Origin of the sequence: Rhizobium sp. AC44/96, from assembly GCF_001692185.1 — a bacterium.
Taxonomy (GTDB): Bacteria; Pseudomonadota; Alphaproteobacteria; order Rhizobiales; family Rhizobiaceae; genus Rhizobium.
Map to the genome: position 1 here is coordinate 231,163 of NZ_LXKO01000014.1, position 20,280 is coordinate 251,442.

A 20,280-nucleotide genomic window follows, 5' to 3' on the forward strand; every position below is an offset into this window, starting at 1 on the left:
TGCAAAGGGGCCGAGCCAAACGAGAGCGCCTCGTCCGCAACGCACCACAAGCGGCCATCACGCTTCAATTGCCTTGAGCCATCGACGGACGATGGTGGCAAGAGCGTCCGCAGCTTCCAACGGAATCATATGCCCGGTCTTTTCGATGATTTGTAAGCTCGATCCGACGATGCCGCGATGGAGTTCCTCTGCTTCCGCTCGACTTCTGAGCTTGTCATCCTCGCCGGCGACAATGAGACAGGGGCATCTGATTGCCGATAACGACGCTCGCTCGTCTTCCCGGTCGAGCAGAGATTGTCGACGGAAGACCTCGCCACCCAGCCGCTGCGCCATCGATTTGATACGATCGATCAGATCGAGTCGGCTGGCATTATCTGGATACAGGGAGGACGCTACCGCGGCGGTGCTCAGGCCCTTGAAAATGAGGCCGTTCGGCTGCCCTGTGATCGCAGCCTTTCGCTGCCGTTGCAGGTCAGTGTCTCCTCTGGCAGATGTGGCGACCAAAACAAGAGCCTTCACCCGATGGGGAGCTTGGCGGACAATTTCCCGAGCCACGTAACCCCCCATCGAGAACCCCACGAGTATGAAAGCTTCCGGTGCACCAAGAAGTGCGCGCCGAGCCATGTCCTGTATCGAGCTGTCCTTCGAAAGGTCCACGCTTACGATCGGCTGGAAGTCGGCCAAGCCAGGCTCAACATCACGCCAGAGATCAGCATCGAGCATGAAGCCGGGTACGAGAAGTATGGACACGACATATTCGCCTTGATCATCGATGTACGCTGCTTCTGAGGTATTCGCCGCCATTAAATTGGACAGCAATCGGTGATCAGCAACGGTGGCTGTCAATGTCCGCTATGAGCGCCGAAAGACGACATCGACGGTCGGCCTTTCGTGCCATGGGCAGCGTAGGGTGATGACACTCTGTGCCACAGTACGGCTTCCAGACGCACGAAGAACGCCCCCAGGTTACCCGGTGCGGCAACAGCGAGGCCCAAGAGGAGATTTGGCGGCCGGCATCAGGCGCGTGTGTATCCCTCACGTGATGATGCCGACCATCATGCGGCCGTTAGCCGAACACCGCTTGCCGCAGCATTGCAAAGAGGCCGATGCGCGGTGGCGCCAGCATCGCGCGGATTTGGCGCGCCGCAGACGCGGCAGGAACGGTTGCTCCGAAATGGCAATAGCAGATGACGTCGTGAAGCTGAGCGTCTTCCAGCTCGAAGAACCGCTTCGCTTCGCCAAAGGTGTCGTCGCTCAGGCCGGCAGCGCGAAGGACAGGATCGCCGAAAGCAACCGACAGCGGCGAGTGATCGTTCCGCATGGCGGCGAGAACGTCCGGCGCTTGATATTCGGTCTCGAACAACGTCGACAGACGCCAATGAGGGTTCCGTTCCAGGAGTTCCGCCCAGCGGTCAAGCCGATCCTCTCGGGACATCGGTCGAGCGCTGCAGGGTTGGACTTCTGCGACGGTCCGCAATTCATCGAGGGTGTGATGTTTCATCTTTTGGACTCCGTTCAGACGTTGGTTGCTGCCCATGCCTCACGGTCCCTGCGAGAATGGTGACCGCGCCGCAGGCAGAAGTCCAATCACGATCAGCAACAACGCTGACAAACGGCCAGCATTGGACACTTGCATTGGATTTGCGCTTTGCGCCGACAGCGCCCACTCGCTTGGACCGGGCGACCATGCCCGCTGCCAGTCTGGTAGGTTGCATCAAACGGGAACCTCAAGGCCAGCCTTGATGCGGTCCATCGCGACAAACGTCCGGAACTTTTTGACGTTGTTATTTCCGAAAAAGAGCCTTCTGGTCAGCGCTTCGTACGCCGTCATCGAGGGTACGGTGACGACCAGTACAAAGTCTGCCTCTCCCGTCACATAGTAGCAGAGCTGGATTTCGGGGATGGCCGCGAACTCGCGCTTTGCGTTTTCGATCTGCTCCGCCGTTTCGCTTATGACCTCGACCTCGACGAAGATGGTGATCGGGTGACCGAGCGCGGCCGGATCCACGATCGCGACGTTCGCCTGGATCACGCCGGTCTCTGTCATTCTCTTTATCCGACGCTGAACAGCCGGGGCAGACAGGTTCACCGCTTCCCCGATCTTCCGTTGTGGCGTCAGATTGTCCTTTTGCAGGATGGCGAGGATCTGCCGGTCGAAATCGTCCAATGCCCACCGGCGCGCTGTTTCAGCCATTTCTCGAACCTCGATGAAACAAACTTGCAAATTGAGCCTCGAAATACAGCGCACTTTGCATGCCGACTGCAATATATTTCCCCTCGAACAGAGCGAGGTCCACCATGTTTCTCAAGAATTCGAATGCGGCATACAAGGCTCCCCTCGATCCGCGTGATGCCGAAACGCTGGGTATGGACGCTGTTGCAACGGTTCAGCGCTTCCTCTCCTTCCGGGAAAACAACGCGGAGACGCCACTTGTCGCCTTGTCCGCGCTTGCTCGCGAACTTGGTGTCTCCAGCATTCACATGAAGGACGAGGGATTCAGGCTCGGCCTTGGCAGCTTCAAGGCGCTCGGCGGTTCCTATGCCGTGATCCGGCTTGTCCTCGAAGAGGCCAGCAAACGGCTGTCGCGGTCGGTTGATGTCTCCGAACTTCACACCCCTGAGGTCGCCGCAGTTGCAAAGACCATGACCGTCGCCTGCGCCACGGACGGAAACCACGGGCGCTCCGTCGCCCAGGGCGCCCAGCTCGTGGGTGCCAAGGCTGCAATCTTCGTTCATTCCGGCGTCAGCACCGAGCGGATCGCTGCGATTGCCCGGTTCGGCGCCGACATGATCCGCGTTGAGGGAACCTACGACGAGTCCGTGAAGGAAGCGGCAAGAGTCGCCACCGAACGTGGCTGGACGATCGTGTCGGATACGTCGTGGTCGGGCTATGAACGAATCCCGGGCCTTGTCATGCAAGGGTACACCGCCCTCGTGCAGGAGGCGCTTCGGGAGATGTCCGAACCTCCGACGCATGTTTTCGTTCAATCGGGCGTCGGCGGTATCGCCGCGGCGGCCGCAGGTCACCTCGCAATCGCCCTCGGCGACCAGCGGCCGGTGTTCACCGTCGTGGATCCCAGTCGCGCCGCCTGCATTGTCGAAACCGCCAAGGCCGGGCATCCTGTCGTCATCCCGCATGGCGAACCGACAGTCATGGCAATGCTAGAGTGCTACGAGCCCTCGCTCGTGGCTTGGCGCGTTCTTTCGCGGGTAGCCGACGCCTTCATGACGGTGGACGAAGACGATGCGATCGCAGTGATGAAGCGGCTGGCCTATCCAGCCGCGGGGGATCCGGCGGTCGTGGCGGGTGAAAGCGGCGGCGTGGGCCTGGCGGGACTGATCAGGGCAATCAGCGATCCAGTGAGCAAGGCTGCGCTGGAGCTCGGGCCGCGTTCACGGGTTCTCGTCATCAACACCGAGGGTGCGACGGATCCGGCCAAATACGAAGAAATCGTCGGGCAAGCCCCTGACGACGTACTGAAACAAAATGCGAAAGTGATGGCATGACCGGATCATCGGTGAACACAGAGCGTCTGCTGGCACGCCTTAGCGAACTGGGCTCCACCGGCCGGGACGACACCGGGCGTCTCGTCCGGCTTGCCGCGACGAGTGCAGACAAGCTCGGCCGAGACCGGTTGGTCGGCTGGATGCAAGATGCCGGGTTGGAGATCGCGGTCGATCGCATCGGCAATATCTTTGGCATCTGGACACCGCCGGGTGCCGACAGCTCGGTCAAACCTCTGATGGTGGGTTCGCATATCGACACAGTTATCAACGCCGGTATCTTCGACGGATGCTACGGTGTTCTTGCCGGACTTGAGGTCATCGAGACCCTTATGGAAAGCGGTGTAACTCCCAAACGTCCGATCGCGGTCGGCGCGTTCACCAACGAGGAGGGCGTGCGCTACGCGCCTGACATGATGGGCTCTCTCGTCTATTCGGGAGGATTGGGCATCGAGGAGGCGCTGGCAACCGTTGGCACCGACGGGTCGACCCTCGGCGCCGAACTCGCCCGTATTGGTTATGCCGGGACGCACGAACCGGGCTTCCTGCAGCCTCACGCCTATCTGGAACTGCATATCGAACAGGGCCCGGTGCTGGAGCGCGAGGGCGCATCGGTCGGTGCGGTCGAGAACCTCCAGGGAATTTCCTGGCAGAAGGTGACGATCGAAGGAGACGCCAACCATGCCGGCACGACCCCGATCTCGATGCGTCGAGATGCCGGGCTTGCGGCAGCACGCATCATTACCTTCCTGCGCGAGCGGGCTCACGCCTCGAATACCCCGACCGTTGCTACGGTCGGCTGCATCGAATTCGAACCGAACGCGATCAACGTCATTCCTTCCAAGGCAACGTTGACCATCGACCTTCGCGATCCGGATGAGGAACGTCTGCTGACAGAGGAGAAAGCTCTGGCAGATTATATCCTGAAGCTCGCGATCGACGAACGCGTCACCATCTCGACGGAGCGTTTGACGCGATTTCAGCCGGTGACGTTCGACAGCGGCATCGTCGACAGGATCGAGAAGGCGGCAGGCATGCGCGGATTGAGATCGAGAAGAATGACATCCGGCGCGGGGCACGACGCCCAGATGATCGCACGCATCGCACCATCCGCGATGATCTTCGTCCCGAGCATCGGCGGCATCAGCCATAACCCGAAAGAACATACGCCCGATATAGATCTGGTCGCGGGTGCCAACATCCTGTTGGACGTGGTTCGCGAACTGACGACCTCCGAGGATTGAACCGATGACTGACATCCAGACGCTTCACGCAGAAATGACCGAGTGGCGCCGGCGCCTGCATGCCAATCCGGAGTTCGGCTTCGGGGAACAGGCGACGTCAGCGTTCGTTGCGGCCAAGCTCAGGGAATTCGGTCTGGACGAGGTCGCTGAAGGCGTTGGCGGCACAGGGGTCGTGGGCACGCTCAAGCGCGGCACGGGAAACCGCGCCATTGCGCTTCGTGCCGACATGGACGCGCTGCGGATCACAGAACAAGGCGTCTCGCAATACAAGTCCCAGAACGCCGGCGTCATGCATGCCTGTGGCCACGATGGTCATACCGCCATGCTCCTGGGCGCGGCAAAGCTGCTGGCCGAGGAAGGTGGTTTTGATGGCACCATCCGGTTTGTATTCCAGCCAGCGGAGGAATGGGGCAGGGGGGCGCTCGCCATGATGTCTGATGGCCTCTTCGAACGGTTTCCCTTCGATGAAGTCTACGGCATCCACAATATGCCGGGCCTCCCAATTGGACATTTCGAAACCAAGGCAGGCGCCTTCATGTCCGCAGAGGACAATTTCGAGATCACCCTTACAGGCGTCGGCGGCCATTCGGCCCGTCCGCATTGGGGCAACGAGGTTCTGGTCGCGGCGTGCGCCCTGGTCACGAACCTCCAGACGATTGTCGCACGACGCATAGATCCTGCCGATATCGGCGTCGTCTCGGTGACAGAGCTTATCACCGATGGTACCAGAAACGCGCTGCCCGGCACTGCAAGGATCCTGGGTGACGCCCGCAGCTTTAAGAGCGATATCAGCGAGCGCATCGAAAAGCAGATGCGTGTGATCGCAGAAGGCACTGCGCTCGCCTACAATGTCGAAGCAGACGTCACCTACACACGGGAGTTTGTGCCCTTGCTCAACGACCCCGTCCTCGCCGACGAGGCCATGACCGTTGCGGCAGAACTTCTCGGAGACGCAAACGTTCGGGTCACCGACAAGCCCATGACGGGATCCGAGGATTTCGCCCGGTTTCTCAGTCGGGTTCCGGGATGTTTCGTCTTCCTCGGCAACGGCAAGGACTCGCCGCCGCTTCACAATCCGAGCTACGACTTCAACGATGAAGGCCTCGTCCATGGCATGCGCTTCCACGCCGGCATTGCGCGTCGACGTCTTACGCACAGCTAGTCGCAGGCATCGGCAGGAGACGTTTTGGCCCGCTCGGGTATCGCGCTGATACCTAACGCCTCAAGCAGTAAACCCATATCGGACGACGTGTTAGCTTACTTTGGGCAGGCACTCGTCGGGAGCAACGGGATTGCGTCTACGCCGCTAACGCTCGCTGAGTCCGGGCGCAACCCACTCGCGAATGATGCTGACAAGCAGTTCTGCAGATTCCCGGTGCGGGTTGTGCCCAACCCCTCTGAGGATCTTGGAGATCCCATGACGACCTGCGATCCGCTCGGGGTGGGCGGCTGAGCCGTATTGGTCAAGTTCGCCATGGATCGCGAGCACAGGACATTTGAGAGCATCCAACGCGGCGTCGAGGCTCCAGCCGGCGAAATCGGGAGCGAGCCACGTATCGATCCAGGCTTGCAGAACCCAGCCTGTCTTTTCACCATGGTATTTCGCGAGACGGCGGAAGCTTTCCGTGGAGGAAAACTCGGCTTGCGCTTTCTTGATTCCCTCGATCGTCCGATCTTCGACGAAGGCTTGAGCGGCTATGGTAACCACCGCCTTGCACGTCTCAGGAAAAGCATAGCCGGTCTCCACAGCCATTCCGCCGCCAACGCTATGACCGCAGGCGACGAAGTCGCCGATCGACAGTTCCTTCAGCAGGATCGGAATGAAACTCACCGCTTCTTCGCGCACGAAACCCTCTTTGAGAGAGTCGGTTCGCGCTGCGGAGCGACCAAAGCCCAATCGGTCGTAGGCCAAAACCCTCCGGCCAGTCGCGATGGCCAGTTGCTTCGGAAAGTCTCTCCAAAGAGCGACACATCCCAGAGAGTCGTGAAACAACAAGATGGTCTGCTCGGACGCGAGGTCGGTCGGTGTCCATTGCTTGGAGTAGAGCCGGCCCTGTAAGCATTGGATCCAATGCTCGACCTCAAGCACCTGTGTCATTCGGGGTTCCAATCGGCGGCTGGGTTTGACATCTACCGCCGCCGCCGCCGGGGCGCCTAGAGCGGCATGATGCCGTCAACCCAATACGCCACCCGATGCCTGAAGTCGTTAGCCTGCTCGCGCGTTTCCAACCAGGCGGCATGACTATATTGCCCCCTGCATGCAATCTGATCGATCACAGAGAGGCCAGCCAACAGACCGACAACGAAAAGCAAACCGCGCATGCGGCCATATTAGCCATCCTCGATTTAGAATCCACTAACGTGTACCGCGACCCATACGGGCGCTGGATCCGGAACACGGCCCGATATCGCCCCATGGACGTGATCTGTCCGTGTCCCGGGCCAAGCCGAGCATTAGATCGGCTCGAAGCGCAGCACTCCCGCCACCCGTGGGCCGGCTGCGGAATCCGAGGGATGGGAAATTCCATCCATCACTTGGACTTCGTGAAAATCAAACGGGCTGACGCCCGCGATGCAGGCGACATTGACACCGAACTGGCTCGGTTTCGAGCGGCGCTGATGGTGAGTATAGATGCCGCAGGTGCCGCAGAAATAATGCTTAGCGGTGCCAGTGTGAAACTGATAAAGCGTCAGCTTGTCTTCACCTTGGATAAATTCGATGTCGGAGAGCTGAGCAGAGACGGCGATTGCACCCCGCATCCGGCAGTAAGAGCATGAACAACGGCGTATCGTGTTGAATTCATCGGTCAGCCGAACTCGGAACCTTACGGAACCACAGTGGCAAGCTGCATCATGTTGTTGTCTCTCGTCGCTCATTATCAATCCACCGTACTGTTTTCCGCAATAACTAACCAAGCCGGACGCTGGCGGCAATCTTCGATCGCTCGACCTTCCTCGTTCGACAAGACACGCTGCCGAGGGTCTTTCGGAGCCTCGGCAACGGAAGCAATACTCCCCTAATTTTGCGGGGAGATGAATGTCACAATCCTGTTCGAATTGACGGCTAGACGGGCGAAAAATCGGCAACGAGGATCGGCAGATGGCAGAAGAGAAGCCCCTGGATTTCGCGGGAGAAATCGTTGACTTCGACGCCGGGCACGGCGAGGCAGCAACCGTCGAGATGGACGACTACAGCAAGAGCCTTGCCCAGGCGAAGGCAAAGTCGGTCAAGCTGGTGGACGCGATCACGGGAGCGGTGCTGAAGAAGAAAGACGCCATCCATTTTGACGATATGCGCCCCGCGCTCGCGGATTTCGTGCGACAGAAACATCCCGGTCTTCGCTCGGACGACTACATCAGCCGCAAGGTGGTCGATGACTATCGCGGCCAATACATTGCCGAGCTCCTGCGCGACGAACGCGGCGAGCTTTCCAACCTCGAAGACGAAGTCGTCGAGAGCCTGAAGAGCCATGACACGCTCGCCGAGAACATCGAGGAGGACTACGAGGAACACCGCTCGCTCGGCGACCGTGTCGCCGATGTGGTCGCAACCTTCGGCGGAAGCTGGACCTTCATCATATCCTTCTGCCTGTTCCTTGCCGTCTGGATGGGGATCAATCTGGCGCTTGGCGAAAAAAGCGCCTTCGACGTCTATCCCTTCATCCTACTCAACCTGATCCTGTCGACGATTGCGGCGCTGCAGGCGCCCATCATCATGATGAGCCAGCGCCGCCAGGAATCGAAGGATCGGTTGCGCGCGCTCAACGACTACAAGGTCAATCTCAAGGCCGAGCTGGAAATCCGCCACCTGCACGAAAAGGTCGATCACCTGTTGAACCGGCAGTGGGAGCGACTGACCGAAATCCAGCAGATCCAGATCGAAATGATGCTGGAACAGGCCAAGGCGGCCAACCGGGCGCTGAAGATGAGCAAGGCGCAGAAGACCAAGACCAATGCTCTGAAGAACCTGTTCAGCACAACACCCAAGACGCACGACAGCGACGAATAGGGCATCGCCCGGGGGCGAGCGGCCTAGCTGGACACCACGCAGGTCATCCACGACCACTCGCAAGCGCGTTGTCGAAACATGCCAATCAGGCTGCCCGATTTTGCAGATACCGGACGGCACATGCGATCGGCGACAATACGGGATGCTCGAACGTCGCCTTCAAGACTTCCGCGGCATGTCCCAACGGCCCGCCTCCAATGATGACGGCCTGGGCTCGATCCTCCTCAAAGGATTTCTGCACCTCTATTGCGAGGTTGTCATGGAGCGCACGGGGATCACCGACAAGCGTTCGCGGGTCGTCGGCGGTACAGCGTATACCACAATACTGCGCATCCAGGCCCAACCGATAGGCGTGCTGATCGATGGCATCGAGCAGGTCGGGCGTCGTTGTTGCGACCCCGAACCGCCGGCCGCCCGCAGCAGCCTCAAGCATCGACGCCTCGCAGATTCCAACGACCGGAACCGACACGCGCCGGCGCAGTTCCACCGCTCCCGGATCGCCGAAGGCACTGACAATTATGCCCACGCAATCGGGGGCGTGGGCTTGGCCGATCTCGACCACTTCGGCCGCAGAGGCCTCGAGCTCTGCCGGCATGACGATCATCGAAGGGCTGCGCGTCGCCGTGGCTCCCACCACGGCGACGCGTCCCTCCGCTGCAGTCTCGGCGATGGCAAGCATCATGCTCGTTGTCGCCTGCGAACTGTTCGGATTGATAAGCAGAATATGTTTCATCATGCGTTAGCCGGAGCCACGTCGAGAGGCGCATTGTCCCCTTCGGCGGGCTTGGTGACGTCCTCCATGGATTTGCCGTAAGTTTCTGGACCAAGCTGGATGCAGAAGGCGAAGATAGCATACATGACCGCGGCAAGGACGAAGACGCCGACCAGACCATGGCTATCGAACAAGGAACCAGCGATCGTCGGGAAGATCGAGCCCGCAGCCGATCCCGTCGCCAGGATGAAGGCGACACCGAAGCCACGGATGCGGGTCGGATAAAGCTCCGGTGCGTAAACCCAGATCGAGGTGTTGAGGAGCAGGACGAAGAACTGGAACACCGCGCCGAAGAGAAGCACGAGGTAGATGTTGACGCCCAGATAGACGATGGAAAGCGCGGCAAGGCAGGCCAGGATCGCACCCAAGGTCAGTACCTTCTTGCGGGGGAAATAGTATCCGAAGCAGGACGCAGCAATCGCACCGAGAACGCTGCCGCTCTGGATGATCATCGAATAGAGAAGACTGCCGGAATAGGTATAGCCCATGGACACGAAGATGCTTGGCATCAGCGTGAGGACCGAGAGCTGCGCACCATAGCTCATGAGGATGGCGATCGCGACCGAGATCGTGCGGCCGAGATAGGGCATCTTGAAGAGGTCGCGCCAGGCGCTTTTCGGAGCAGGAGAGGTCGTCCCTGTCTCCGTGAGGTAGGCGGTCACGGCAACATCGCGGTTGGCGAGTGAACCACTCGCAAGGCGCGACAAGACGCCGTTGGCTTCCTTGATCCGGTTCTGCGAGACGAGGAAACGCGGCGTTTCCGGAACAAGTCGCCGATAGAAGACGACGAGCAGCGCCGGAAGCGCGAGGGATGCAAATAGCCAGCGCCAGCCGTCATTGCCCGGAAAGATGGTGAAGACCAGCAAGCCGAATGCCGGAGCGAGGAAATTTCCGAAGCCGCCGGCTGCGACATTGACCATGCCGGCCGCCATCCCGCGGAACTTCGGGGAGCAGAACTCCGCAAGCATCGTGACCGCCGTCGATATTTCACCGCCAACACCAAAGCCGACGATTGCGCGGGCAAAGCAAAGGAAGGTGAAGCTGGGTGCGATTGCGCAGGCAGCCGAGCCTATGGTGAAAAGCAGAAGGTTGATTGCAAGCATCACACGCCGACCGTAGCGATCACCGATGATCCCGGACATCAGCCGCCCCAACGCCGCACTGGCAAAGGTGATGGTGTTGAGGAAGCCGATATCGGTTCCCGTCAGGGACCATTGGCTTTTCAGCATAGGCCCGATGACGCCAATGGTGTTCTGCTCGAAGCTGTCAAACAGGCATCCGACGAGAATAAGCGCGATGATTTGCTTGTGAGCCGTGGTCAAGCCGATACGGCTGAGAGCACCTTCCAGTTCTTTGACGGCAGGCGACGAATTGCCCGCCTGCACTATGGTTTCCGCTGCCATTTGAGTTCCACCTTATTGTTGTCGTGAAAATTCATTTTCATACTGAGTTAAAAGAAAACATAAAATCTTTCCTTCGTCCAACGATTTTCTGCTAAAAATTCAGCAATTATCGCAATGCACAAATAAGCGCCATTCGGCTGATATTCAGGCGCTGAAGGCGCTTGCGAGATCGGATCGTTTTGTCCTATTTTTGTGAAAATGCATTTTCATGAGGCATGTCGTGAACGCAGATACTCCTTCATTTCTGGCTCGCGCACGCGAGGCTCTCGACTCACTTCATCCGGCCGAGCGGCGGCTCGGAGAGTTCGTGTGCGACTTTCCGGGAGAGCTTGCCGCCTATTCCGCGTCCGAGTTGGCAACACTGGCCCAGGTTTCGAATGCGACCGTTTCGCGTTTCGTCAAGCGGCTTGGATATGAGAACTACGAGGAAGCGCGCCGCCACGCCCGCGCCGAGACGCAGACCGGCTCCCGACTTTTTCTGTCCAAGGCAGCCGACAGTGCAGGCATCCAGTCGCTGCAGGCCCACGTCGCCCAGAGCATGGAAAATATAGAGGGCACATTCCTGGCCATCACGGATGGGCAAATCAATTCCGCCGTGGATGCCATTTTGACTGCCCGCAAGACGTGGGTTCTTGGCTTTCGTAGCAGCCACGCCTTCGCGGACTACCTGCGTTGGCAGATGACCCAGGTGATCGAAAACATCGTGTCGCTACCCGGCGGCGGGGAAACCCTGGGCGAGCACCTGATCAGCGTCACACCGGACGACGTCTTCATCGTGTTCGGCTTGCGCCGCCGCATCGCCAAGATGGATGCCATTCTGGCAATGATCGAAAAGAGCGGCGCCAAGCTTCTCTACATTACCGACGAAGGCGTCTCGCCTCGCTCGACCGCGACATGGCACCTCCGATGCCAGACCCTGGCACCGGGCCCGCTCTTCAATCACGTCGCCGTCATGGCGCTATGCCACCTGCTCGTGACAAGAGCCATTGAAAAGAGCAGCACGGCCGGTCGAAAGCGCCTGCGTGGTATCGAAGCCGTCGGCGATCTGCTGGAAGAACTCTAACCTCTCCTCCAAGCACCGGAACCAGCTATCGTCAGGGGCTGGCGAAGCCGACAATGCGCGCCACCAATTCCGCGTCCTGCCCTGCAAAACCGTGGTGCGCATCAAAGCGGCAGGGCTTGTCATTCTCCGTCCCGCCACTCAACCACTCGACTTTCGCGCGGCCCTTCGACCAGGCGATGAAGGGCGCGACCCCTGCGGGGCTGGTGAACCGGCAGCCATCCTGACGGTGATGGATCACCAGCGTTGACGGCAGCGCCGCCGGTGACCCCAGGATATTGGCAACGCTCGAGCCGGGGCCAGATTTCCTGCTGAGAAAACCAGACGTCAGAATCAGGCGATCCGGGCGGGCGCCAGCGCGAAGTCCTTCGGCGGCGCGCGGCGTTCCCGCGCTCGTCGCGACGATCGTTACGGGGCGTTTCAACGCTTCCATATGGCGCACAGCGTCGGCAAGACTGGTTCCCTTTTCCACCAGCAGCACGTCAAAGCCGCTGGCTGCGAATGCATCGCGATTGCGAATGAGGACGCTGCTGGCATTCCCGGTGAACTTGCCCCTGCTATCAACGGCGAGAACACCGTCTCCTCCGGTCAGGACAACGAGGCTTCCCTTCGGCCGATCGACCCGTATCAGGATATTCCTCACACCGCCGATCTCCACGCTTCGGCAGCGCCCAGCGGCCGCCCATCCTCGGCCATTACAGGCCAGGAAAGGGCCACAAAGGTGGAAAGTGCGACGCCCAGAACCCATAGACTGCGCAGATGCATAGCTTGCCCCACTCCCGTTCATGCCATCTCTGCGGATATTGTTGCCTAAACCCGGACTACCGCGATCGTCGACCGCGTCCAGCAAGTGTCTGTCAAAATGCGTTAGCGAAGCGTTGCGAGGGCTAAGTCGAAGAATGCGGCCAAGCCTGACTGATGCCCACAGATGCACGGATTGAAATTTAAACTCATCTCAGTCCTGATTGCTCTGGAGGACCGGCAGATCATTCTGCTATCTCGAGGACCTCGACGCGGGAAGAGGAAACAACATTGATCGCCAGACGCAGACTGGGCAGCATCTCGCTGGACCTCACGGAACTCGGCTACGGCTGCGCGGCAATCGGCGGCATGTATCGGCCAATAACGCGACCGGAAGCAGACGCCGCGGTGTCCGCTGCCTGGGAGGTCGGGATCCGTTATTTCGACACAGCTCCGGCCTATGGCGCTGGTTTTGCGGAACGTCTGCTTGGCGATTTTCTTCGAGGACATTCATCGCAGGACTATGTCCTGTCGACCAAGGTGGGAAAGCTGCTTCGCCCGTCCCTCTCGGCTCCTTCGGGCGTGATGCCGTTCGAGGTCGAATTCGACTACAGCTATGACGGCATCATGCGCTCATACGAGTTCAGCCTGGCACGGCTCGGTCTCGCCAAGGTCCACCTGTTGTTCGTGGACGACCTCGAACCAGCCACGCTGGGCTTTGCGAATTACCGCCAGCACTTCCCGAAGTTTCTCGACAGCGGCATGCGAGCTCTGGAGGAATTGCGCTCTGCCGGCGATATTGCCGCGTTCGGGCTGGGCGTCAGCGATGTCGGTGCATGCATCGACGTGATGCATCGCGTCAAGCTCGACTGCCTGCTCCTGAACGGCCGCTACACGTTGCTCGACAGAACGGCGGGGACGCGCGTGCTTGGAATGTGCAGGCGATCGGGAACGCCGCTCATCGTCGGAAGCCTCTTCAACGGCGGCATCCTCTCGCAAGACGACACGGAGACCGAAGACACCATGTCCTATGCCGCGCTTGCTCGCCGGATCGCAAGCGACGCGGGAGTGGACATTGCGACCGCGGCGGTACAATTCCCGCTGAGAGACCCCCTGGTCGTTTCGGCCATCTTCGGATCGACGCGAACGCAGCGCATCACCGCGGCCGCCGCTGGCCTTGCCGACCACATCTCCGAGAGCGTGTGGGGTCAATTCACCTCGTCAGCAGCGAACTGACCACCGATCGCTTACCTGCCAATGGTTTGCCCTTGCACCGATCGCATATCGCGATGCTTCCCTGCGGACAAAACATCTGGAAAGCGCCGAGTTAAACACCGAAGGCCGTCGGTCGCACGCGGCCGCAGGAACCCGATCGGCGCATCACAAATTTAAACCGTTCCAAATAAAATTGGACGGAAGTGGCTAGGCCAGAATTTTCTGCGTGAAGATTTTAACATTTATTGTCAGGCATTTACCTATTTTAGTTCCATCCACATAGGCTTCCATACAAGAATCTCCATTGCAAATTTGGAACGTTCCAATTATTAAGATGCGCAATGGCCAAGGCCATGGGAGGATCTGATGACAAAAGGGCGGGTTACCGTCATCGATATTGCGAAGGCTGCGGGGGTGTCGAAGTCGACGGTCTCGCTGGTCCTGCAGGGCTCTTCCCTGGTCAACGAGGCGACGAGGACGAAAGTCAACGCGGTGATGCGCGAGCTTGGCTACGTCTACAATCGCGGCGCCGCCAACCTCAGGCAGTCCGGCTCGAAATCGAAAATCATCGGCGTCGTCGTCAATGATTTGACCAACGGCTTCTTTGCCGAACTGGCCGTCGGCGTCGATATGGTCGTCCAGTCGGCCGGCTTCGTGCAGTTCCTCTCCAACACAAGCGAAAGCCCGGACCGCCAGCGCGAAGTCATCGCCTCGATGCGCGAGCACGGCATTTCCGGCCTCATCCTCTCACCGGCGCGCGGCACCGAAGCATCGGACCTGAAACCGATCGTTGCCTCGGGCATCCCCGTCGTCGTTGCGGTTCGCAACGTACCAGGCGCAAAAGTCTCGTCGATCGCATCGGACAATCGCGAGGGTGTCTTTGCAGCCGTCCAGCATCTGGTATCGCTCGGCCATCGCAGGATCGCGTTCCTTGGGGGGTTCCGCGATACCGCCGTCTTCAACGAGCGCCTGGAGGGTTATCGCGCCGCAGTGGCTGCGTGCCGGGTCGAAGAGGACGATGATCTGATCGTCGACGCCGCGCCATCGAGGGCAGGCGGTGCCGAGGCGATTGGGCGGGCGCTGTCGATCGGCAACAAGCCGACCGCCGCCGTATGCTTCAATGACGCGGTTGCGTTTGGCGTATGCGACGGCCTTCGGGCGAAGGGCATCGAACCGGGCAGGGACTTTTCGATCGTCGGCTTCGACGACGTGATTGAGGCGAGGACGGCCGTTCCTGCTCTCACGACAATCTCGGTGGATCCGCAGGGGATGGGGCGGCGGGCGGCGCAACTCCTTCTGAAGCAGATAAGCGCCGGCAAGGCCGAAGCGGAGACGATCGTCTCCTCGGTACGGCTCGTGGTCCGGGACAGTTGCGGCGCAAGCAGCAGCAACCCTGTTGGGAGGGAGCAGGCATGACCGTCCGTTGGGGATTGATCGGTGCAAGCACGATCGCACACGAATGGGTCATTGACGCGATCCGCGCTGCAGGCGGCACGGTCTCGTCTGTCATGAGCTCAAACGCCGAGCGGGCGCGCAACTACGCTTCCGACAACGGCATCGCAAGCTTTACGACGGACATCGACGACATACTGTTGGACGCCGACATCGACGCCGTATACATCTCCACGACCAATGACCTTCATCATGGCCAGACGGTCGCCGCCGCCCGTGCCGGCAAGCACATATTGTGCGAAAAGCCGCTCGCACTCACCGTCGAGGATGCGAGAGCGATGCGCGACGCAGCCGCACGCGCCGGCGTTGTTCTCGCGACCAACCACCATCTGCGCAACGCTGCCACCCACACGGCGATCCGCGATGCCATCGCGGCGGGCAAGATCGGACGCCCGCTTTCAGCACGGGTCTTTCATGCCGGCTATCTGCCGACGCACCTACAGGGGTGGCGGCTCGACAAGCCTGCGGCAGGCGGAGGGGCGATCCTCGACCTGACCGTGCATGACGTTGACGCTTTGCGCTACGTGCTCGGCCGCAACCCGACCGAGGTCGTAGCCATCGCGCAATCCGGCGGGATGGGCAGCGAGGGTCTGGAAGACAGCGTGATGGGCGTCGTTCGTTTCGAGGACGGCGTCATCGCCCAGTTCCACGATGGCTTCACCACCAGGTTCGTCGAAACCGGATTGGAAGTGCACGGCACCGAAGGTTCGCTCATCGGCCGAAATGTCATGACCCAGCGCCCCGTCGGTACCGTCGTGCTTCGCAACGGCGACGGCGAGCGCCAGCTGCCGACCGACGGCGGCAATCTCTACGAAGGCGTCATCAAGGCCTTCCACAGCGCAATAAACGAGGGATCGCCATCGGCCACGGCCGAGGACGGGATCTGGTCGCTTGCCACCGCGCTTGCGGTCAAGAAAGCGGTTGCGAGCGGTGCGGCGATCAAAGTTGAAACAGGACTTTAAGCGACATGAGCAAGCATATCACCCCGGCGCAGGCCGCAGCTCTCATTCCCGACGGTGCGATCGTTTCCGTTTCGTCTTCGAGCGGCCTCGGCTGCCCTGACCTGATGCTGAAGGCGATCGGCGAGCGTTTCGAGGCGACCGGCCATCCGCGCGACCTGACGACGCTTCACCCGATCGCCGCGGGCGACATGAGCGGGATCAAGGGCGTCGACTACATCGCGAAAAAGGGCCTTCTCAAGAAGATCATCGGCGGCTCCTACCCGTCCGGCCCGTCCGGCGCCGAGCCGCCCCTGATCTGGCAGATGATCACCAACAACGAGATCCCGGCCTACAACATTCCGTCCGGCATCATGTTCGATATCCACCGTGAGGCGGCGGCAAAGCGCCCCGGCGTTCTCACGAAGGTGGGCATGGAAACCTTCGTAGACCCGAACAGACAGGGCTGCGCGATGAACGATCTCGGCGCCGGCGAGCCGGTCGTCAAGCGTGTCAGTTTCGAGGGTGACGACTATCTCTTCTTCCCGTCGATCATACCGCAGGTCGTGATCATTCGCGCCACCACCGCCGACGAGCGCGGCAACCTGACCTACGAACATGAGGGCGCCTATCTCGGCGGCCTCGATCAGGCGCTTGCGGCCCGCAACAACGGCGGCATCATCATCGCGCAGGTCAAGCGCATAACCAAGGAAGGCTCCCTGAAGCCGCACGATGTTCGCGTGCCCGGCATGCTTGTCGATTACGTCGTCGTCGATCCCAACCAGAAGCAGACCACCCAGACCCTCTACGACCCCGCGATATCGGGAGAGATATTCCGGCCGCTGGACACGTTCAGGGTACCTGAATTCAACATACAGAAAGTCATCGCCCGCCGCGTCGCGCAGGAATTGCAGGACGGCAGCTGCGTCAATCTCGGTTTCGGCATTTCGGCAAACGTACCCCGCATTCTGATGGAGGAGGGGCTACATGGCGCCGTGACGTGGGTCATCGAGCAGGGTGCGGTGGGAGGCGTGCCTTTGCTCGACTTCGCGTTCGGCTGCGCATCGAATGCCGACGCCTACATGCCATCACCCTATCAGTTCACCTACTTCCAGGGCGCCGGCTTCGACGCCTCGCTTCTGTCATTCCTCGAGATCGGCCGAGACGGTTCGGTCAATGTGTCGAAGCTTTCCTTCCGCCCGCATGTCACCGCAGGCGCCGGCGGTTTCGTCGACATCACGGCACGCGCGAAGAAGATCGTCTTCTCCGGCATGTTCAACGCCGGCGCAAAGCTTGCCATCGAAAACGGGACGCTCGCCATCGAGAAGGAAGGCAAGCTCAAGAAGCTGGTCAACGAAGTCGAGCACGTCACCTTCTCGGGCAAGCGGGCGGTGGAGCAAGGACAGGACATCACCTACGTCACCGAACGCTGTGTGATGAAGCTGACGCCGAAGGGGATCGTGCTCACGGAGATCGCTCCGGGCGTCGACCTCAAGCAACACATTCTTGATCAATCCGAATTCCCGCTGATTGTGTCCGAAAATCTCAAGACCATGGACGCAAGCCTCTTTGCCGAGGCGACCATTGGCCTTTCGCTTCCCAAGAAGGCTGCCCGCGTTCTGGAGGGCGTCTTCAATGGCTAGCGGCACCGTAAAAGTCGAGATCGACGGTCATGTTGCAACGATGACGGTCTCCCGACCGGAGAAGTTGAACGCTCTCGATCTGGACATGCTGCGCGCACTCTCTGACGCGGCGGACGAGGTGGAAGCCAATGCCCAAATCCGGGTAGCCATCCTGACGGGCGAGGGGAAGGGGTTCTCGGCCGGCGGCGATATCAGGGCGTGGGGCGGCATGCGTCCGGAAGAATTCGGCCATGCGTGGGTGCGCCACGGCCATCGCATCTTCGAGCGCCTCGCCACGCTTCGGGTCCCGCTTATTGCGGCTCTCAACGGCCATGCGCTTGGTGGCGGCCTTGAACTTGCCGGCGTCGCAGACATTCGCATCGCCGAACAGCAGATCAAGATCGGGCTTCCGGAAACCGGGCTCGGCATGGTGCCGGGCTGGTCCGGCACCCAGCGGTTGGTCAGGCGCTTCGGCGCGCAGGTCGTTCGTCGCATGGCCCTCGGCGGCGAGATCTTCAGCGCTGATGAAGCGCAGGCGCTCGGCATTGTCGATGCGGTCACCACGACCGGTACCGCCCTTGCTGCTGCAAACGACTATGCCGCACGGATCGCGGCGCGCGGTCCAGCGGCACTCGAAGTCGTCAAGCTCATGATTGCCTGCGCCAATGGCGAGGACAACGGCACGGCCGTCGAGGCTCTGGGATCGATCCTCGTCGCGAAGACCGGCGACCTCAGGGAGGGCGTTGCTTCCTTCACGGAGAAGCGTGCCGCACAGTTCAAAGGAGAATGGTAATGACGGTTCTGGTTACGCCGAAGGCCCTTGCCGACCACAAGGCGCGCGATTTCAAGATGTTTATCGATGGCAAATGGGAAGCCGGCGGGTCCCAGCCCATCGAACGCGTCGCACCGAGCCACGGCGTCGTTGTCAGCCGCTACCCGATGGGAACGAAGGCTGACGCCGAACGCGCAATCGCCGTTGCCCGCAAGGCCTTCGACCATGGCCCATGGCCTCGGATGACGGCCTCCGAACGCGCGAACGTTCTGCTCAAGGCCGCCGATCTTATCGCTGCCCGCTCGGAAGAACTCGCCTATCTCGATGCGATCGAGGCCGGCAAGCCGATTTCCCAGGTGCGCGGTGAAATCGCCGGATCCGTCGACATCTGGCGCTATGCGGCAGCCCTTGCGCGCGATCTGCACGGCGAGAGTTACAACACGCTCGGCGATGGAACTCTGGGTGTTGTGCTTCGCGAGGCGATCGGCGTCGTGTCGATCATTACCCCTTGGAACTTCCCCTTCCTGATTGTCGGACAGAAGCTGCCGTTCGCGCTCGCAGCCGGGTGCACCACAGTCGTCAAGCCGTCCGAGCTCACCTCGGGATCGACGCTTCTTCTGGGCGAAATCCTGCAGGAAGCCGGGCTCCCCGACGGCGCAGTCAATATCGTCACCGGGACTGGGCCGGAAGTCGGTTCGATCATGACGACCCATCCTGACGTCGACATGGTCTCGTTCACGGGTTCGACGGGCGTCGGCAAGCTAACCATGACCAATGCCGCCCAGACGCTGAAAAAAGTGTCGCTCGAACTCGGCGGCAAGAACCCGCAGATCGTGTTTCCCGATGCGGACATCGATGCCTTCATCGACGCTGCGGTATTCGGCGCCTACTTCAACGCTGGCGAATGCTGCAACGCCGGCTCCCGCCTGATCCTTCACAAGAGCATTGCCTCCGACGTCGTCAAGCGCGTTGCCGAACTCGCCAGGGAGGTGAAGGTCGGCGATCCCCTGGACCCGACCACCCAGGTCGGCGCGATCATCACGCCGCAGCATCTGGAAAAGATCAGCGCCTATGTCTCCGCAGCGAAAGGCAATGGGGCGAAGGTCGCCCATGGAGGGGAAGCGCTCGATTTCGGGATGGGCCAATTCATGGCCCCGACCATCCTCGAAGCGGTAACGCCGACCATGGCGGTCGCGCGCGAAGAGGTCTTCGGACCGGTCCTTTCGGTGCTGACGTTCGAAACCGCCGCAGAAGCGATCGAAATCGCCAACGCCGTCGATTACGGCCTTTCCGCCGGCGTCTGGAGCCGTGACTTCGATACCTGCCTGACGATCGGCCGCAAGGTGCGCGCCGGAACCGTGTGGATGAACACCTTCATGGACGGCGCCTCCGAGCTGCCGTTCGGCGGATACAAACAGTCGGGCCTCGGCCGCGAACTGGGGCGCCACGCCGTTGAGGACTACACCGAAACGAAGACGCTCAACATGCATATCGGCGCTCGCACGAACTGGTGGATGCCGAAAAGCTAATACCGGCCTGGCCGGCCAC

Annotated in this window: 19 protein-coding genes; 11 read left to right on the forward strand and 8 right to left on the reverse strand. The window is 60.5% G+C overall.

Features of this window, described 5'->3' with window-relative positions; translation table 11 throughout:
• Positions 1-57: 57 nt before the first annotated feature.
• From A6U87_RS13755 to A6U87_RS13765, 3 genes are all read right to left on the reverse strand, one after another.
• Complete coding sequence (locus tag A6U87_RS13755; protein WP_244499488.1) at positions 58-846, reverse strand: alpha/beta fold hydrolase; 789 nt, start codon at positions 844-846, stop codon at positions 58-60.
• Positions 847-1,066: 220 nt separating this feature from the next.
• A complete protein-coding gene (locus A6U87_RS13760) occupies positions 1,067-1,501 on the reverse strand; it encodes a hypothetical protein (RefSeq protein ID WP_065692213.1) in 435 nt (144 codons plus the stop codon).
• Between the two features lie 213 nt (positions 1,502-1,714).
• Positions 1,715-2,194 carry an Lrp/AsnC family transcriptional regulator gene (locus A6U87_RS13765; RefSeq protein WP_065691820.1) on the reverse strand — a complete coding sequence of 160 codons (480 nt, stop codon included), beginning with the start codon at positions 2,192-2,194 and terminating at the stop codon, positions 1,715-1,717.
• Between the two features lie 104 nt (positions 2,195-2,298).
• Between A6U87_RS13765 and A6U87_RS13770 the strand changes: the two genes are divergently transcribed.
• From A6U87_RS13770 to A6U87_RS13780, 3 genes are read left to right on the forward strand one after another with little or no spacing between them, the layout of a single operon-like run.
• Positions 2,299-3,507 carry a diaminopropionate ammonia-lyase gene (locus A6U87_RS13770; RefSeq protein WP_065691821.1) on the forward strand — a complete coding sequence of 403 codons (1,209 nt, stop codon included), beginning with the start codon at positions 2,299-2,301 and terminating at the stop codon, positions 3,505-3,507.
• The gene (locus A6U87_RS13775; RefSeq protein ID WP_065691822.1) at positions 3,504-4,748 is read left to right on the forward strand and encodes a Zn-dependent hydrolase; all 1,245 of its coding nucleotides are present in this window, start codon (positions 3,504-3,506) and stop codon (positions 4,746-4,748) included. Before A6U87_RS13770 ends, A6U87_RS13775 begins: the two co-directional genes overlap by 4 nt.
• A gap of 4 nt (positions 4,749-4,752) precedes the next feature.
• On the forward strand, positions 4,753-5,910 hold the full coding sequence (locus A6U87_RS13780; RefSeq protein ID WP_065691823.1) for a M20 aminoacylase family protein: 1,158 nt from the start codon (positions 4,753-4,755) through the stop codon (positions 5,908-5,910).
• A 144-nt stretch (positions 5,911-6,054) separates the two neighbouring features.
• Here A6U87_RS13780 and A6U87_RS13785 read toward each other — a convergent pair whose 3' ends face one another.
• On the reverse strand, positions 6,055-6,846 hold the full coding sequence (locus A6U87_RS13785; protein ID WP_065691824.1) for an alpha/beta fold hydrolase: 792 nt from the start codon (positions 6,844-6,846) through the stop codon (positions 6,055-6,057).
• 356 nt (positions 6,847-7,202) lie between these two features.
• Positions 7,203-7,625, reverse strand: coding sequence for a GFA family protein (locus tag A6U87_RS13790; RefSeq protein ID WP_065691825.1), 423 nt, complete (start codon positions 7,623-7,625; stop codon positions 7,203-7,205).
• 223 nt (positions 7,626-7,848) lie between these two features.
• Here A6U87_RS13790 and A6U87_RS13795 point away from each other — a divergent pair, with 223 nt between their 5' ends.
• Positions 7,849-8,757, forward strand: a complete 909-nt coding sequence (locus tag A6U87_RS13795; protein WP_065691826.1) for a DUF1003 domain-containing protein — start codon at positions 7,849-7,851, stop codon at positions 8,755-8,757.
• Between the two features lie 85 nt (positions 8,758-8,842).
• Here A6U87_RS13795 and A6U87_RS13800 read toward each other — a convergent pair whose 3' ends face one another.
• Positions 8,843-9,493, reverse strand: a complete 651-nt coding sequence (locus tag A6U87_RS13800; RefSeq protein ID WP_065691827.1) for an aspartate/glutamate racemase family protein — start codon at positions 9,491-9,493, stop codon at positions 8,843-8,845.
• On the reverse strand, positions 9,490-10,932 hold the full coding sequence (locus tag A6U87_RS13805; protein ID WP_065691828.1) for an MFS transporter: 1,443 nt from the start codon (positions 10,930-10,932) through the stop codon (positions 9,490-9,492). Before A6U87_RS13805 ends, A6U87_RS13800 begins: the two co-directional genes overlap by 4 nt.
• Positions 10,933-11,152: 220 nt before the next feature.
• Between A6U87_RS13805 and A6U87_RS13810 the strand changes: the two genes are divergently transcribed.
• A complete protein-coding gene (locus tag A6U87_RS13810; RefSeq protein WP_244499489.1) occupies positions 11,153-11,995 on the forward strand; it encodes a MurR/RpiR family transcriptional regulator in 843 nt (280 codons plus the stop codon).
• A 31-nt stretch (positions 11,996-12,026) separates the two neighbouring features.
• Here the strand turns inward: A6U87_RS13810 and A6U87_RS13815 are convergent, their stop codons facing one another.
• Positions 12,027-12,635 (reverse strand): alpha/beta hydrolase, encoded by a 609-nt coding sequence (locus A6U87_RS13815; RefSeq protein ID WP_244499490.1) that lies wholly within the window; start codon positions 12,633-12,635, stop codon positions 12,027-12,029.
• A gap of 389 nt (positions 12,636-13,024) precedes the next feature.
• Here A6U87_RS13815 and A6U87_RS13820 point away from each other — a divergent pair, with 389 nt between their 5' ends.
• The 6 genes from A6U87_RS13820 to A6U87_RS13845 all read left to right on the forward strand — a co-directional run bounded on the left by A6U87_RS13820 (position 13,025) and on the right by A6U87_RS13845 (position 20,261).
• Positions 13,025-13,969, forward strand: a complete 945-nt coding sequence (locus A6U87_RS13820) for an aldo/keto reductase (RefSeq protein WP_065691831.1) — start codon at positions 13,025-13,027, stop codon at positions 13,967-13,969.
• Positions 13,970-14,314: 345 nt separating this feature from the next.
• Complete coding sequence (locus A6U87_RS13825; protein WP_065691832.1) at positions 14,315-15,364, forward strand: LacI family DNA-binding transcriptional regulator; 1,050 nt, start codon at positions 14,315-14,317, stop codon at positions 15,362-15,364.
• On the forward strand, positions 15,361-16,362 hold the full coding sequence (locus A6U87_RS13830) for a Gfo/Idh/MocA family protein (protein WP_065691833.1): 1,002 nt from the start codon (positions 15,361-15,363) through the stop codon (positions 16,360-16,362). The genes A6U87_RS13825 and A6U87_RS13830 overlap by 4 nt, the downstream gene beginning before the upstream one ends.
• A 5-nt stretch (positions 16,363-16,367) precedes the next feature.
• Entirely contained in the window at positions 16,368-17,981 is a 1,614-nt protein-coding gene (locus A6U87_RS13835; protein ID WP_065691834.1) for an acyl CoA:acetate/3-ketoacid CoA transferase, read from the forward strand.
• Positions 17,974-18,753: an enoyl-CoA hydratase/isomerase family protein gene (locus A6U87_RS13840; RefSeq protein ID WP_065691835.1), complete on the forward strand. Its 780-nt coding sequence runs from the start codon at positions 17,974-17,976 to the stop codon at positions 18,751-18,753. The genes A6U87_RS13835 and A6U87_RS13840 overlap by 8 nt, the downstream gene beginning before the upstream one ends.
• Positions 18,753-20,261, forward strand: coding sequence for an aldehyde dehydrogenase family protein (locus A6U87_RS13845; RefSeq protein ID WP_065691836.1), 1,509 nt, complete (start codon positions 18,753-18,755; stop codon positions 20,259-20,261). Before A6U87_RS13840 ends, A6U87_RS13845 begins: the two co-directional genes overlap by 1 nt.
• The last annotated feature ends 19 nt before the right edge of the window (positions 20,262-20,280 follow it).